The organism is Enterococcus songbeiensis, from assembly GCF_005405265.1.
In the GTDB taxonomy this organism is placed as follows: Bacteria; Bacillota; Bacilli; order Lactobacillales; family Enterococcaceae; genus Enterococcus_C; species Enterococcus_C songbeiensis.
The window spans coordinates 146833-161799 of record NZ_BJDS01000002.1 but is presented as its reverse complement, the minus strand read 5'-3'; the positions used below and the strand labels follow the sequence as shown (position 1 = coordinate 161799).

Below are 14967 nucleotides of genomic sequence, written 5' to 3'. Positions count from 1 at the left end.
ATTTTCTTGGATTTTCGCTATAATAATAGCTAGTATAAAATGAAAGAGGTTTTCTTTAATGACGAAAAACAAGCCGATTATAATAGGAGTGACTGGTGGCTCTGGCAGTGGTAAAACCAGTGTTAGCCGAGCAATCTTTAATAATTTTCCTAATCATTCCATTATGATGCTTGAACAAGATTCTTATTATAAGGATCAAAGCCATCTAGCGTTTGAAGAACGATTGAACACGAATTACGATCATCCCTTTGCTTTTGATACGGATTTGTTAATTGAACACTTAGAAAAATTATTAAAATATGAAGCAATTGAAAAACCCGTCTACGATTACGTTGCCCATACCCGCAGTACAGCAACAGTGATTCAAGAACCAAAAGAAGTGATTATTTTGGAAGGCATTTTGATTTTAGAAGATGAACGTTTGCGGAATTTGATGGACATTAAATTGTATGTCGATACTGACGATGATATCCGTATCATTCGCCGAATTAAGCGGGACATGGAGGAACGGGGACGGACGCTGGACTCTGTCATTGAACAATACCTTTCCGTGGTGAAACCCATGTACCATCAATTTATCGAACCGACAAAACGCTATGCAGATGTTATCGTTCCAGAAGGTGGCGAAAACCACGTGGCCATCGATTTGATTACGACAAAAGTTGCTACTTATCTGAAATAAAAAACGGAAATCAAAGAATTTTTCTTAGGAGAAATTTTTTGGTTTTTTATTTTGAAAAAAAGATGACAGTATATACTCAATAGTATATACTGTAAGCGTATTCTTTAGGAGGTCGTCATGAATCAACAAATTATTCATAAACTTGGGATTGCTGCTGCGTATGCTTTTTTATCCTCTGTCGCGTTAAACTTTTTTTGGCTGCCAGGAAAAATCTATGCCAGCGGAATCACGGGACTTTCGCAATTGTTGTCGGAACTGCTAGCTGATCGACTGCAAATCACATTATCAATTCCAACACTTGTCTTACTTTTTAATCTACCATTGCTAGTAGTAGCTTGGCGGAGGATCGACCGTTCCTTTACAATCTACACGATTTTTGCTGTTCTACTCACTTCCTTTATGATGAAAATCATTCCTGTGTATCCTTTGACGACTGACCCGGTTATTTGCGGGATTTTTGGTGGGGCACTGCATGGATTATCAGTAGGGTTGACATTAAATAGCGATTTTTCTACTGGTGGACTGGATATTATTGGTATACTAGTAAAAAAAGCGACGAAAAGAAGTATCGGTTCCTTTTTTATTGTCTTTAATATTTGTTTACAATTTTTTGCTGGATGGATCTATGGGTGGCAATATGCTTTTTACAGTGCATTGTCCTTTTTTATTAGCGGTCAGATGGTAGATTATGTGAACGCAAAGCAAAAACGGGTGCAGTTGATGATTGTAACAGAATCACCCACTGCATTGACTGCAAGTTTGCAGACTTCGATTCAACGAGGAATCACGGTCATCAATGATGTAGAAGGTGCCTTTGATCATCATGAAAAGAAATTATTATTGCTGGTGATATCCCAACGAGAATTGAAAATGGTCAAACAACTGATTCATCAAGTCGATGAAAAAGCTTTTATTAGCATTGCACCGGGTGTTAGTACGAACCGAACTTTTTTTGAGTGGTAGGAGAGAACAAAATGAGAAATAAAACAATTTTTTTGACGATTGCCAACGAATTACAAAAACGAATCAATGACGGAACTTACGTGACTAGCCAAAAACTGCCCTCTGAGTATGATCTTGCCGCAGAATTTGGAGTTAGCCGGTTGACTGTTCGTAAAGCGATTGACAGCTTAATCGGTCAGAATATCTTGGTTAAGGAAAAAGGTAAGGGAACCTATGTGATGAAACAGCCAAAAATCCAAAGCGGCAGTGGTGGGTTGTATGGTTTTACAGAAGCGGCAAAACGACAAGGAAAACAGTCAAAAACGGAAATTCTGACCTGTGAAATCACAGAAAAACTGCCGGAAAAAGTGAAACAAGCTTTTGGAAAATATGCGAATGAAAAAGTGATTCATTTGGTTCGTCGCCGTTTTTTGGAGGAGGAACCAATGACAATCGAAAACATTTACGTTTTGCAGCGATATTTAAAGGATTCTTCCATTGAACAGCTAGAGGAAGGTTCTTTGTTTTCAGAAATCGAAAAAAATATTGAAATCGGCTACTCTCATCAAGAAGTTGAAGCAATCCTAGTGACAGAAGACATGAACAAATTGTTGGAGGTAGAGAAGGGACAGCCGCTGCTGTTGGTTCATTCTCTGACATATTCTCCTTCTGCAAAACCGATTTTGTATGATACATCTTTCTATCGAGCAGATAAATATACCTTCAAAAATACCCTACAACGAAAACACTAGAAGAAAAAGGTGAAAAAAATGGACGAAATCAAAACGATGGTGGAACAAAACTGGGAAGGTTTTTTGCAAGATCTCCAGCAGGTTATGCAGGTGCCCAGCGTAAAAGGTGAACCGAAAGAACAGGCACCTTACGGAATTTATCCTAGAAAAGTATTGTCTTTGGTATTGGAAATGGCAGAAAATGATGGGTTTACGACAACGACTATCGATGATGCAATCGGCTATCTTCAATGGGGGGAAGGGTCAGAATATATCGGTATCTTAGGACATTTGGATGTGGTTTCTGCCGGTGAAGGCTGGGATTATCCTCCATTTGATTTGACGGAAGATGATGGGGTGCTTTATGGTCGGGGAATCTTAGATAATAAAGGTCCAATCATGAGTTGTTTTTATGGATTGAAATTGTTAAAGGATAGCGGTATTCAACCCAAAAAACCGGTGCGTATTATATTTGGAACGGACGAAGAAAGCGGTATGTCTGACGTTCCTCATTATTTAAAGGCAGAACAGCCACCAACATTTGGCTTCACCCCCGATTGCAAGTACCCGGTGGTCTATGGGGAGCGGGGGATTGTGAATGTGCGGATTACCACTGATTTTGAGAAGGGGGAATTAGCAAATCTGGGAGAAATTATTGGCGATCAAGCGCGGGATCACGTCCCGGATAAACTGTCGGTGTTGGTTGACGAAACAAAAATTTCGGTAGAAGGAGTACGGGCTCCTAGCAATGCACCTGAAATGGGAAAGAATGCAATCACATTATTGGCTCGTCGCTTAAAAACTAACCAACAGCTTTCTGTGAAAACGCGGGCGTATTTTGACTGGTTATTTACACATTTCCACGAACAGCATACCGGAGAAGGGATTGATTTAGCGTTGGAAGATGAAGATTCTGGTAAATTGATGTTGACACCGGTTATTCTTTCCAAAAAAGAAAATCAGCTACAATTGGAAATTGCTTTTCGCTATCCGGTTTCTTTTCAGGAAGAAGAGATAGTTTCGGGAATCACCACAGTTATTCCTGCGCATTCGACAGTTGAAGTGGTTCGAAGTGTTCCCGGCATCAACTTAAATAAAGATCGTTCAGAAATTCGTTTACTGGGAAATATTTATCAAGAAATCACCGGAAACGATGGAACGCCTGTGACAACGACCGGTGGCACCTATGCGCGGAAATTACCGAATATTGTCGCTTTTGGCCCTTCTTTTCCTGGACAAAAAGGAATCGCTCATAATAAAAATGAATGGATGACAGTTGCGGATTTAAAAACCAATATGGAAATTTATATGCGTAGTATTCTTGCGTTGATTCAATGATAAATGGCGTTCATGGAAAATTTTTTCGATGGACGCCATTTTAGTATAGACATTATGGTATATACTATATATAATGCTAATGTAAGCGCTGCATACAAAAGATCTATTGTTCTATATTTAGTAAGAAAGCTGATAGGACTGGAATCCTAGCTGAGTATATTGACAGAAAGTGCAGTCCATTAAAACGAAAAAGGAGCTCATATTATGTGGGGAATTATTGCAACATGGCGGATGGCGCACGATGGTGTTTTGGCTGCCAAAAAATTATTGCTGGAAAAACAAACGGCAGGGGATGCCATTGAAACGGCGATCAAAAAAGTAGAGGACTATCCCTACTATAAATCAGTGGGGTACGGCGGGTTGCCGAATGAAAAAGGAATTCTGGAAATGGATGCCGCTTTTATGGATGGCAATACATTTGAAATCGGTGCCGTAGCCGGTATTGTAGACATTAAAAATCCTATCGCAGTCGCAAGAAAACTAAGCAAAGAAAAATTCAACAGCTTCCGAATCGGTGCAGGTGCATCGAACTATGCCAAAGAAGAAGGCTTTGAAGAAAAAGCGATGCTGACTGAACGGGCAAAAACGATTTGGGAAAAACGAGTAGAGGAGGTCACCAAAAATCATCTAAATCCTTATGATGGACATGATACGGTAGGAGTCGTTGCGTTGGATCAATTAGCAGGAATGGCTGCCGGAACTTCAAGCTCTGGTTTATTTATGAAAAAAAGCGGACGAGTCGGCGATTCTCCTCTTTCAGGTTCTGGATTTTATGTAGACAGTGAAATCGGCGGAGCTGCTGCAACTGGGTTAGGAGAGGATTTGATGAAAGGGTGTCTGTCCTATGAAATTGTTCGTTTGATGAGCGAAGGCTGCACACCGCAAGAAGCATGTGACCAAGCCGTATATGGATTTAGTGAGCGCTTAAAAAAACGATATGGAAAAGCTGGTGCCTTTTCTTTAATCGCATTGAATAAGGAGGGACAATGGGGCGTTGCCACAAATGTTGAATTTACATTCAGCGTCGCAACCGAAAAAACGGCAGCCGCAATTTTCATCGCACATCCCGGTGAAAATCAGACAACGGTGATTGAACCAATCACACAGGAATGGCTGGATGCGTATGAAAAACGAATCAAAGCACCGGTTTAGAAATGGTTGTAATTATTTTGCTATTTTTTAGAAAGAAGGGAAAAATATGTTTGGTAAATTAGAAGATGTTTTAATGCCGTTAGCAGTAAAACTAGGTCAAAATAAAATTCTGATTGCGATTCGTGACGGATTTTTGATTTCAACTCCATTAATTATTGTGGGATCAATTTTTCTATTGATTGCAAATTTTCCAATTACTGGTTGGTCGGAATTTTGGGCTCAATTTTTTGGCGTTGGTTGGGAAAGCTGGGTTACACGCGTTTCTGGTTCAGCGTTTAATACTGTTGGCTTCTTTTCTTGTTTAGGTACGGCGTATGCTTATGCAAGAGAAAAGAAAGGCGATGCAATCCAATCGGCGGTAGTTGCTGTTATTTCTTTTTTGATTTTAACCCCTAATAAAATTTTTATTGAAGGTGTGGAGGATCCTGTAAGCGGACTGTCCTTTGAACATCTAGGTACAAACGGTATATTTGTTGGTTTAGTTGTTGCGCTACTTTCAGTAGAAATCTATACTTACACAACGAAAAAAGGCTGGACAATAAAAATGCCTGACGGTGTACCACCTGCAGTAACAAAATCTTTTGCAGCATTAATCCCCAGTGCAATCGTCATGCTTTTATTCTTTATTATCAATATTCTATTTGGATTAACTTCTTTTGAGACAGCACATAACTTTGTTTTCCAGCTTTTACAAACGCCATTAAAAGGAGCGGGGAATACGCTTACTGCTCAAATTATTTATAGTTTGGCTTGTACAGTTTTTTGGTTCTTTGGGATCAATGGACCGGCTGTGGCAAATTCGGTTTTTGCTCCTGTCACAAAAATTTTGACGATGGAAAACTTAGATGCCTTTCAAAGTGGACAAGTTCTTCCTAATATTTTTACGGATCCATTCTCTAATTTCTTTACAAACTTTGGTGGTGGCGGATCAACACTCTCATTAATTATTGTGATGATGCTGTTTTGTAAATCAAAACGAATCAAAGAGTTAGGAAAACTGTCACTCGTTCCCGGAATATTTGGAATCAATGAACCGATTATTTTTGGACTGCCAATTGTTTTGAATCCGATTATTATTATCCCATTTATCCTGACTCCAACGATTAATCTGATTCTATCCACGATTGCTACAAAAATTGGTTTGATTCCCTATACGACTGGTGTCTCACTACCTTGGACCACACCAATCGGATTTTCCGGTTATCTAAGCACTGGCAGTTGGTTTGCAGCAATTTGGCAACTAGGATTGTTGGCTTTAGGATGTGTCATTTATTATCCGTTTATCAAAGCATTGGATAAACAATATTTGAAGGAAGAAGCAGAAGCACAAAAACAAAAAGAAGAGAAAGAACTGTCCTTTGATGGGATTTCTACAGAGGATCTATAAAAGAAAATAGGGTGATAAGATGAAGTTATTATTTATTTTAGATCAAATCCAAGCAGGACTTGGGGGCAAAGAGCAGGGCGGTCAACCACTGGGCGGGCAAAGAATTGCTATTGGCTCAGCAAAAATGTTTGAAAAACATCTTTCAGATGTTGATGGAGAGATTATTGCGACCTTATATAGTGGGGATGAGTTTTTTTTGCAAGATGCAACAAATAATTCATTGAAAATGGCAGCAATGGTCAAGCAGTTAGCTCCTGATGCGATTATTTGCGGACCATGCTTCAATTATGCAGATTATGCGAAAATGGCAGCAATAACAGCTGAAACTATCCAAACTAAACTGACTAAACCGATTCCTGTTGTTGCTGCAATGTCACAAGAATGTTCAGATGTGATTCAATCCTACAAAGATAAAATAGACATCATAAAGATGCCAAAAAAAGGTGGAACCGGATTGACCGATTCGCTGGAAAATATCTTAAAGCTTTGTCAATTGAAGTACCAGAAAGCTGATACAGGTGAATTTGTTCAAAAATATTGTTATTGAAGGTGACTATATTGTCAAATGAGTTGTTGCAACAAATAAATACAATTGTTGATACACCGGGGATATCCGGGAATGAAAAGTATATTTCCAATCTTTTAAAAAATCTATATACCCCTTACTGTGACGAGATTATTTACGATAATCTCGGCTCCATCTATGCAGTGGTTCGAAGTAAACATGAAGGAAAAAATCTGCGAGTAATGATTACAGCACACATGGATGAACTTGGATTTGTCGTAAAAGAAATACAAAAAAATGGTTTAATTCGTGGATTGGCATTGGGAAAAGTCGAAAAGAACGCTTTATTAGGACAAAAATGCCGTTTATCTACTCGAAATGGTGAAAGTCTTTTGGGAACGATTTTATGTCAAAAAGGCGGCGAAGTATTAAACAAAAAAAATGAAGTTCTTTTAGACTTCGGATATACCTCAAATAAAGAGCTTGAGGATGCGGATGTTGAGATTGGGGATATGATTACTTTTAGTAATGGATTTTATAAAAATGCTACAGGACATCTTTTTAGTCATAATTGGAATGGACGTATCAATGTCAGCCAAACTGTAGACATCCTAAAGCAAGTTAATCAACTGAAGGGTTCTCTGCCATTTGATCTTTATGTGGGCTGTACGGTTCAAGAACAAGTTGGGCTTCGAGGAGCACAGACTGCAACAAATCTTGTGCAACCAGATTTGGCAATTATTCTCGATACACAAAAGGAAATGGATTACCAAGAAATCAAAGAAAAATCAGGAACTATCGGGAGAGGTCTTTTATTAACCTATTACGATACAACTGTATTACCTAATCGGTATTTATTGCGATCAATGAAAGAAACGTGTGAAGCACATGAAGTTTCTTATCAGCTTCATTATTCGTTGGAAGATTCTGATGCAGGTTGGATAAATAAATTGCGGACAGGCTGTCCCACGCTGCTGCTAGGATTATCTGTAAGAAATATGAATACACCAAGTCAGATTGTTTCATTTAAAGATTATCAAAGCCTAGTAAGAGGTCTTATGTTTTTCATTCAAGAATTAACTGTTGAGAAAATTCAAGCTTTTAAGGAAGAAAATAGATAGAAAAGGGGCTTGAAGAATGAAAATCAAGGATATTGATATTGAATTATTGAAAAATTTAAGTGAAGCAGACGGAATCGGCGGATGTGAAAAAGAAGTTTCGCGCATCGTAAGTAGCTATGGAAAACCCTTTTCTGATACGATCATGTATGATAATTTAGGCTCTGTCATTTTAAATAGAAAAGGAAATGGACCTAAAGTTATGTTGTCCTCACATATGGACGAAGTTGGTTTTATGGTTAAGAACATCACAAGTGAAGGATTTGTAGAACTATTGCCAATCGGTGGTTGGTGGGGACATGTAATGCCTGCACAAGAAATGCGTGTCACGACTATCACAGGTGAAAAATTTGTTGGAGTTGTTGGAAGTCGTGCGCCACACGGGATGTCTACAGAAGAAAAAGATCGAGTGATTTCAGCAAAAAATTTCTATCTGGATTTAGGTGTTGAAAATAGTGAAGCTGTTAAGAAGTTAGGAATCGATATCGGTGATATGGTAACACCCCATACGCAATTTCGCCAAATGAATAATCCCGATTATATCATGGGAAAAGCTTGGGATGATCGAGTTTGTGTTGGTGTTGGATTAGAGGTTTTAAAAAATCTAGCGTTTCTGTCATCTGAAGCAAATGTCTTTTTTGCAGCAAGTGTTCAAGAAGAAGTTGGCATTCGTGGTGCCAGAACTGCGACACACGTTATCAAACCGGATGTTGCGATTGCATTAGATGTGACAACGGCAGAAGATACTCCTTTTGATCAGGGGGGATTAACCCTTGGGGGAGGCTGTGTTCTATCTTTTTTAGATTCGTTGACCATTGCTAACCGTGGATTATTTGAAAAAATGGAGAAAATTGCCAAGCAAGAACAGCTGAATATTCGTTTTGATTTTATGACAGTAGGTGGGACAGATGCTTGTAATATTCATAAAGCGATGGATGGTGTCGTAACAATGACACTATCTATTCCAACAAGATACATGCATTCTTCTCGTTTGATTGTTCATCTGGAGGATTACCGGCAGACAATCCGTTTATTGACCAATTTTATCTGTTCATTAACTTATGAGGATCTTTCTCAGTTTAAAGAGGCGTTACGTTCAAGTTAAGGACTCTCTCATCACCCGTTCATCTTAAAAATGAACGGGTTTTTATTTTGGGCAACACAAGGTATACTAGGTATATCTTTTTAAGGTTGGTGTATGATGGAGGAAAATTCAAAACGAAACCGGCTATTTCAATGGCTGCCGATTATTGGGCTGCTCTTTTTCTTTGGTCTGGCGCTTTATGGGCGGCACGTGGGAATTTTTGATTCGGCACAATCGCTACAGGCCTTTATTGGGCGCTTTGGCAATTATGCTGTGCTGGTTTTTATTCTGTTACAATTGATTCAAGTAGTGATTCCGATTCTTCCCGGCGGTATCTCAACGGTAGCTGGAATGGTTATGTTCGGACCGCTTTTTGGTGTTATCTATAGTTACATTGGTCTGGTGATTGGGGAAATTATAGGCTTTTTATTGATACGCAAGTACGGCATCGAGGTGGCAAAACTTTTTTTGACTGCCAAAAAATTCAATCAATTTCAAAAAATATTGGATAATAATCAAAAAACCATCAAACGTTTTTTGGTTATTACCTTGCTGATTCCTTTTGCTCCGGATGATATTGTTTGCTTAGTCGCCGGTTTAACAACGATTTCATTTAAAGATTTTTTGAAAATCATTCTCTTTTTTAAACCATGGTCTATTGCTATCTATGGACTTTTGATGTTGTATTTGTTCCAACAAATTGAAGGTCTGCTCTGAGGAAAAGCAAAACTTTTGCTAAAATACGATGGCTTGTTATACTAAAGAAAATTTCTAGCAAAAAGGAGAAGCTATATGATCAAACGACATTTAGATTTAACTGCTGATGAGCAAGGGATGATTGGCACAAATCATAAAGGAAATCAGGTACGAATCGGACACGGAGAACAAGACATCAGTCCGGTTGAACTGCTGGCGACATCAATTTCCAGTTGTAGTTTTGGGGTGATGCGAATTATTTTAGAAAATCGCAAAATTACCTATGACGATCTGCGGGTGGATGTGGATTGGTTGATGGAGGATGAAAAACCGAATATTGTTCGCGAAGTCAATGTTCATTTTAAAATCAAGAATCCATCTACCGATATCGAGGTTTTGGGACGGGTTTTGAATCAAACAATCAAAAGCTGTACGGTAATCCAATCCGTCAAAGCAGCCATCAAAATTGATGAAAAATTATCGATTGTTTAGGTGAATTGCGCCGAACCAAAAAGAGTATAAGGAGAAAAGATGAGTATTCGATACGGTATCGTCAGTACAGCAAGGATCGTCCCTCGGTTTGTTGCCGGAGTTAAGGAAAGCCGTGAGGGGGAAGTGGCGGCGATTGCTGCTCGTGAATTAGAACGGGCCGAAAAAATGGCAAAGGAACTTGAAATTCCGACAGCCTACGGTAGCTATGAAGAATTGTTTCAGGATTCAACCATTGATATCGTCTATATTGCCACCTATAATAAAACCCATTATGAAATCTGCAAGCAGGCGTTGCTGCATGGAAAGCACGTTTTACTGGAAAAGCCTTTTACCTTGAAAGCCCAGGAAGCAAAAGAATTATTTCACTTAGCAAAAGAGCAACATGTTTTTTTGATGGAAGCACAAAAAGCGGTGTTCTTGCCGGTCATTCAAGAAGTGAAAAAACGAATCGAAAATGGTGAAATAGGAAAAATTCGTTTACTGCGGGCAACGATTTCTTCTCCTAATGCGGAGGAAATCTCATGGTTTTGGCGGTTGGCAGCAGGCGGTGGTGCTTTTCGCGGCTCCGGCAGCTATCCATTACAGGTGATGCAATTCTTATTAGGTACACTCACTAGCGAGGCAACAGGAACGGCTTCCTTTACACAAGAAACGGATTCTCAATGTGATGTAAGTGTTCGCTTTGGCAACGAAATTTTAGGCAATCTTTTTATTACCGTTGATTTTTTATTGCCAAACGAGTTGGTGATTTATGGGGATCAAGGCGTTATTCGGATTCCAAATTTCTGGAAATCTGCGGAAGCAACGATTGAACTATCGACTCATCATGAAAACTTTTCATTCCCACAAGAGAGTGAATTTGTTTTTGAAGTCGATCACGTCAATGAGTGTTTGAACAAAAAGCTGCTGACAAGTCCATGGATGACGGAAGAATTGACAGTACACACGGTGGCGACCATGGAAAATTTGTACAAAGAATGGACAGCTTTCCAGTAATCTGCAAAAAAGGGTAGTATCAAAAATAAATCTGTGTTACAGTAAGTGACATGCGATGAGCCGAAGCAGCTAGTTTACTAGCTCTTTCAAACAGCAGCACAGGAGTTTATCTCGCCTACCGGATTTGTAGGGTGCTGGAGTGGACTTTTGTGGAGAAGGAACACTCTGCCAGCAATGGTACTGGAGACAACGGAAGTAATATTCCGTTGTCTTTTTTTTGTATTTTTTTGCAAACTCATTTTGCAAATGGTATTCTGTCCATAAAGAAGGATGAAAAAGGTGACAGCATGAAAAGAAACCGTGTGTTATATCTAGAAGTAGCTGAGAAAATCAAGGCAGATATTTTTTCAAGAAAATATCCCGTGGGCTCGATGCTGCCTACTGAATCAGAATTAGAAGCACTCTTTGATGTCAGCAAAATTACTGTGCGTAAGGCAATCGAATTGTTGGCAGCAGATGAATACGTGGAGAAGAAAAGCGGCAGAGGGACCACCGTCCTCAGTGATCGCCCCTACAACAAGTTATCCAAAGCAGCCAGCTTTACACAAATTTTGGAAAAATCCCATCTTTTCGTTGAAAAAAAAGTCTTGGGTCTCAATAAAATCCAGTTGGAAAAAAATTCACCCCTTGCCCGTTTTTTTGGCGAAAAATGTATTCACTTTCAACGGTTGTATTTATTAGAAACAAAGCCTTATATTCTGTTCGACCATTACTTGCCGATTGATTTTTCCGATATAAGCAAGGAAGAATTTGAAAAAGAATCATTGTATCGTTTGGTTCATCGAAAAGGCTACGAGATTCAAACTTTCTCAGATGATTTTGCTGCCGTGCATTTATCTGCTGAGCAGCAAGAAATCTTAAATACAACAGAGACGATTGCCATCAAGCGGATTCGAAAATCTGTTGATCGAATCGGGAAAGTCGTGGAGTATTCCGAAGCTGTCTACAATACGGCGCAGCATCCGTATCACATTGAATATGAAGCTTGACTCATCCAACTGACTTTTCAAGGATGAGTCGAGTCAGATTTTTCTGAAACAGCGTTTACATTATAATGTTATTATGTTACTATCTAGGTGGAAACATTATAATATTATAAACGGAGGAAGAAACATGGATAAATTTGTAGGCATTATTGAACAAAAGATTATGCCGGTTGCAAATAAAATCGGCACACAACGGCACATGACAGCAATCAGAAAAGGGATTATTGCAACGATGCCGTTGACGATCGTGGGGTCATTCTTTACGATTATTCTGAATATCGAAGCATTGGCACCATTGATTGAACCGTATCGGGAAGTTTTAGATATTCCTTTTCGCTATACAATCGGGATTTTGGCATTATACGCAACATTTGGTATCGCTTCTTCATTAGCAAAAAGTTATAAACTGGATTCACTAACCGCGGGAATTTTAGCACTTATGTCATTTTTAATTACTGCAGCACCTCCTTTGCGCGTGTTAGAAAATGTGGATAACGTCATCGACGCTGGACGGTATATGAACATTGCAAATTTAGGTTCGGGATCATTATTTGGTTCCATCGTTACTGCTATTGTTTCTGTTGAAATTTATCGTTTCTTTATTGAAAGAAATCTGACGATTAAAATGCCTGACGGTGTACCACCAGAAGTAACCAATTCCTTTTTAGCCCTGATTCCCGGTGCTGTGATTTTGGTCTTTTTCTGGGCAGTACGTCATTTATTAGGATTTGATATCAATGGTTTTTTGAGTAATTTATTGATGCCGTTGAAAGATGTTTTAGCCGGCAACAGTTTGTTTGGCGGATTACTGACGGTCTTCTTGATTTGTTTCTTCTGGGTATTGGGAATTCACGGACCTGCAATCATGGGTCCAGTCATTCGTCCTTTCTGGGATATTTCTATTGCAGAAAATATCGAAGCTTTCCAAGGTGGCGCCAATGCGCATAATTTGCCAAATATTTTTACAGAACAATTCTTACAATGGTTTGTTTGGATCGGTGGTGCCGGAACGACATTAGCACTGGTTGTTCTACTCATGTTCTCAAAATCAAAATATTTGAAGAGTTTAGGTCGCTTGTCCTTCTTGCCAGGTTTATTCAATATCAATGAGCCCGTGATTTTTGGGGCACCAATTGTAATGAATCCTGTCTTGGCAATTCCTTTTATCGTTGCACCATTGATTACGACGACACTTTCCTACTTCTTAACAATCTCCGGAGTGGTACCGATGATGGCTGCCAGACTTGGCTTTGCCATGCCAGCACCGATTGCTGCTTGGATGAGTACCAACTGGAGTGTAGCCGCAGGTGTGCTTGTGGTGGTTAACTTCCTGATCGCCCTGGGAATTTATTACCCATTCTTCAAAGTGTTTGAAAAACAACAATTAGCGCGTGAAACTGCAGAATTAGAAGCAGAAGCTGCTGCGAATCAAGAAAAATTGAGTGGGATTACTCAAAATTAATTAAAGGGAGAGGATAGGTAGTTTACTTATCCTCTTTGGTGATGATATGACAATGATTTATTTATTGCTGCTTTTCCTAGGCTGTCACATTTACTTGGAAAAGAGTGGATTACCGCAATTTTTAGAAAAAAGCAAATTACGTTATATTTTATTAGGTTCGATTGGTATCATTGGTTTATCAATGATCCTCGGAGTATTATTAAATATAGCAACGTTTTGTGTGATGACCGCGACCGTTATGGCAAGCTCACTCATTGCGTACAAGTATCGCTCAAAATTTGAAAAGATGGAACGAGGAGAAAATGTATGAAACGTAAATTAGGTGTTTCGGTGTATCCAGATCACAGCGAAATGGAAGTAGACAAAGCCTATTTGAAACAAGCACAAAAATATGGCTTCAGCCGAATTTTCATGAGTATGTTGGAAGTGACGGAAGGAAAAGAAGCGGTACAGAAAAAATTCAAAGAATTGATTTTCTACGCAAAGGAATTAGGCTATGAAACAATTTTGGATGTGGCACCCAATATTTTCTCTGAGTTGGGAATTTCCTATGATGATTTGACCTTCTTCCATGAATTGGGTGCGGATGGCATTCGTTTGGATATGGGATTTGATGGCAACAAAGAAGCAATGCTGACGTATAATCCTTACGGTCTTGCAGTTGAGTTGAATATGAGTAATGATGTGGCTTATTTGGATAATATTTTGACCTACCAAGCCAATACGCCTTTTCTTTACGGTTGCCACAATTTCTATCCTCAAGAAGGAACAGCTTTGCCTTACGACTTTTTCGAAAAATGTAGCCAACGTTTTAAAAATCAAGGTATTCGAACAGCAGCATTTATCACCTCTCAATCAGGAAAAATCGGACCCTGGGATATTAATGATGGCTTGCCTACATTGGAAATGCACCGACACGTACCGGTGGAAGTGGCAGCGAAACATTTGTTTGCCACTAATTTGATCGATGATGTAATTATCGGCAATGCATATGCTTCAGAAGAAGAATTAAAAGCATTAGGCGCAATTGATCGCTATCAAACCGCATTTACCGTTGAATTTGTTGCTGGAGTCAATGAAGTGGAGAAAGAAATCGTGCTTAAGGAACAACATTTTCGTCGGGGAGATATTACCGATCAAGTGATTCGTTCCACTGAAGTACGAAAAAAATATAAAAACCAAGCCAATGCTCCTCACGGCAACCAAGAGGAATTTCAAATTGGGGACATCGTTATCGGTAATGACGGCTTTGGCAAATACAAAAATGAGTTGCAGGTTGTATTAACGCCTCATCGTGATGAACGGAAAAACAAAGTGGGACACATTCCTGAGCAAGAACAACTGCTCTTACCTTTTATTCATCCATGGTCAAAATTCAAATTTACAGAGAAGTAGG

16 protein-coding genes are annotated in these 14967 nt (G+C 39.1%); all 16 read left to right on the top strand.

What is annotated here, in order from left to right:
- The first annotated feature begins 58 nt into the window (after positions 1–58).
- The 16 genes from udk (at position 59) to FFM66_RS01370 (ending at position 14966) form a co-directional block, all read left to right on the top strand.
- The gene (gene udk, locus FFM66_RS01445) at positions 59–682 is read left to right on the top strand and encodes a uridine kinase (RefSeq protein ID WP_048604470.1); all 624 of its coding nucleotides are present in this window, start codon (positions 59–61) and stop codon (positions 680–682) included.
- 117 nt (positions 683–799) lie between these two features.
- On the top strand, positions 800–1645 hold the full coding sequence (locus tag FFM66_RS01440; RefSeq protein WP_137604820.1) for a YitT family protein: 846 nt from the start codon (positions 800–802) through the stop codon (positions 1643–1645).
- A gap of 11 nt (positions 1646–1656) precedes the next feature.
- Positions 1657–2376, top strand: coding sequence for a GntR family transcriptional regulator, LSA1692 subfamily (locus FFM66_RS01435; RefSeq protein WP_137604819.1), 720 nt, complete (start codon positions 1657–1659; stop codon positions 2374–2376).
- 18 nt (positions 2377–2394) lie between these two features.
- Complete coding sequence (locus FFM66_RS01430; RefSeq protein WP_137604818.1) at positions 2395–3693, top strand: Sapep family Mn(2+)-dependent dipeptidase; 1299 nt, start codon at positions 2395–2397, stop codon at positions 3691–3693.
- A gap of 204 nt (positions 3694–3897) precedes the next feature.
- The gene (locus FFM66_RS01425; protein ID WP_137604817.1) at positions 3898–4845 is read left to right on the top strand and encodes a glycosylasparaginase; all 948 of its coding nucleotides are present in this window, start codon (positions 3898–3900) and stop codon (positions 4843–4845) included.
- A 46-nt stretch (positions 4846–4891) separates the two neighbouring features.
- Positions 4892–6232, top strand: a complete 1341-nt coding sequence (locus FFM66_RS01420; protein WP_137604816.1) for a PTS sugar transporter subunit IIC — start codon at positions 4892–4894, stop codon at positions 6230–6232.
- 19 nt (positions 6233–6251) lie between these two features.
- The gene (locus FFM66_RS01415) at positions 6252–6779 is read left to right on the top strand and encodes a GrdB-related putative oxidoreductase (protein WP_137604815.1); all 528 of its coding nucleotides are present in this window, start codon (positions 6252–6254) and stop codon (positions 6777–6779) included.
- Between the two features lie 11 nt (positions 6780–6790).
- Complete coding sequence (locus FFM66_RS01410; RefSeq protein ID WP_137604870.1) at positions 6791–7858, top strand: M42 family metallopeptidase; 1068 nt, start codon at positions 6791–6793, stop codon at positions 7856–7858.
- A gap of 16 nt (positions 7859–7874) precedes the next feature.
- A complete protein-coding gene (locus tag FFM66_RS01405) occupies positions 7875–8960 on the top strand; it encodes a M42 family metallopeptidase (RefSeq protein ID WP_137604814.1) in 1086 nt (361 codons plus the stop codon).
- 93 nt (positions 8961–9053) lie between these two features.
- Complete coding sequence (locus FFM66_RS01400; RefSeq protein WP_048604461.1) at positions 9054–9656, top strand: TVP38/TMEM64 family protein; 603 nt, start codon at positions 9054–9056, stop codon at positions 9654–9656.
- Positions 9657–9731: 75 nt separating this feature from the next.
- A complete protein-coding gene (locus FFM66_RS01395) occupies positions 9732–10127 on the top strand; it encodes an OsmC family protein (RefSeq protein ID WP_048604460.1) in 396 nt (131 codons plus the stop codon).
- 39 nt (positions 10128–10166) lie between these two features.
- Complete coding sequence (locus tag FFM66_RS01390; protein ID WP_048604459.1) at positions 10167–11123, top strand: Gfo/Idh/MocA family protein; 957 nt, start codon at positions 10167–10169, stop codon at positions 11121–11123.
- A 287-nt stretch (positions 11124–11410) separates the two neighbouring features.
- Positions 11411–12112, top strand: a complete 702-nt coding sequence (locus FFM66_RS01385) for a GntR family transcriptional regulator (RefSeq protein WP_137604869.1) — start codon at positions 11411–11413, stop codon at positions 12110–12112.
- Between the two features lie 124 nt (positions 12113–12236).
- Positions 12237–13571 (top strand): PTS sugar transporter subunit IIC, encoded by a 1335-nt coding sequence (locus tag FFM66_RS01380; RefSeq protein WP_048604453.1) that lies wholly within the window; start codon positions 12237–12239, stop codon positions 13569–13571.
- Positions 13572–13623: 52 nt separating this feature from the next.
- Complete coding sequence (locus tag FFM66_RS01375; protein ID WP_246038410.1) at positions 13624–13881, top strand: hypothetical protein; 258 nt, start codon at positions 13624–13626, stop codon at positions 13879–13881.
- Positions 13878–14966, top strand: coding sequence for a DUF871 domain-containing protein (locus tag FFM66_RS01370; protein WP_137604812.1), 1089 nt, complete (start codon positions 13878–13880; stop codon positions 14964–14966). The genes FFM66_RS01375 and FFM66_RS01370 overlap by 4 nt, the downstream gene beginning before the upstream one ends.
- Position 14967: the final 1 nt, after the last annotated feature.

What these genes read in the sequence shown, in the direction of transcription:
- udk (WP_048604470.1), top strand. Translation starts at nt 59, where the DNA reads ATGACGAAAAACAAGCCGATTATAATAGGAGTGACTGGTGGCTCTGGC.
- FFM66_RS01440 (WP_137604820.1), top strand. Translation starts at nt 800, where the DNA reads ATGAATCAACAAATTATTCATAAACTTGGGATTGCTGCTGCGTATGCT.
- FFM66_RS01435 (WP_137604819.1), top strand. Translation starts at nt 1,657, where the DNA reads ATGAGAAATAAAACAATTTTTTTGACGATTGCCAACGAATTACAAAAA.
- FFM66_RS01430 (WP_137604818.1), top strand. Translation starts at nt 2,395, where the DNA reads ATGGACGAAATCAAAACGATGGTGGAACAAAACTGGGAAGGTTTTTTG.
- FFM66_RS01425 (WP_137604817.1), top strand. Translation starts at nt 3,898, where the DNA reads ATGTGGGGAATTATTGCAACATGGCGGATGGCGCACGATGGTGTTTTG.
- FFM66_RS01420 (WP_137604816.1), top strand. Translation starts at nt 4,892, where the DNA reads ATGTTTGGTAAATTAGAAGATGTTTTAATGCCGTTAGCAGTAAAACTA.
- FFM66_RS01415 (WP_137604815.1), top strand. Translation starts at nt 6,252, where the DNA reads ATGAAGTTATTATTTATTTTAGATCAAATCCAAGCAGGACTTGGGGGC.
- FFM66_RS01405 (WP_137604814.1), top strand. Translation starts at nt 7,875, where the DNA reads ATGAAAATCAAGGATATTGATATTGAATTATTGAAAAATTTAAGTGAA.
- FFM66_RS01400 (WP_048604461.1), top strand. Translation starts at nt 9,054, where the DNA reads ATGATGGAGGAAAATTCAAAACGAAACCGGCTATTTCAATGGCTGCCG.
- FFM66_RS01395 (WP_048604460.1), top strand. Translation starts at nt 9,732, where the DNA reads ATGATCAAACGACATTTAGATTTAACTGCTGATGAGCAAGGGATGATT.
- FFM66_RS01390 (WP_048604459.1), top strand. Translation starts at nt 10,167, where the DNA reads ATGAGTATTCGATACGGTATCGTCAGTACAGCAAGGATCGTCCCTCGG.
- FFM66_RS01385 (WP_137604869.1), top strand. Translation starts at nt 11,411, where the DNA reads ATGAAAAGAAACCGTGTGTTATATCTAGAAGTAGCTGAGAAAATCAAG.
- FFM66_RS01380 (WP_048604453.1), top strand. Translation starts at nt 12,237, where the DNA reads ATGGATAAATTTGTAGGCATTATTGAACAAAAGATTATGCCGGTTGCA.
- FFM66_RS01375 (WP_246038410.1), top strand. Translation starts at nt 13,624, where the DNA reads ATGATTTATTTATTGCTGCTTTTCCTAGGCTGTCACATTTACTTGGAA.
- FFM66_RS01370 (WP_137604812.1), top strand. Translation starts at nt 13,878, where the DNA reads ATGAAACGTAAATTAGGTGTTTCGGTGTATCCAGATCACAGCGAAATG.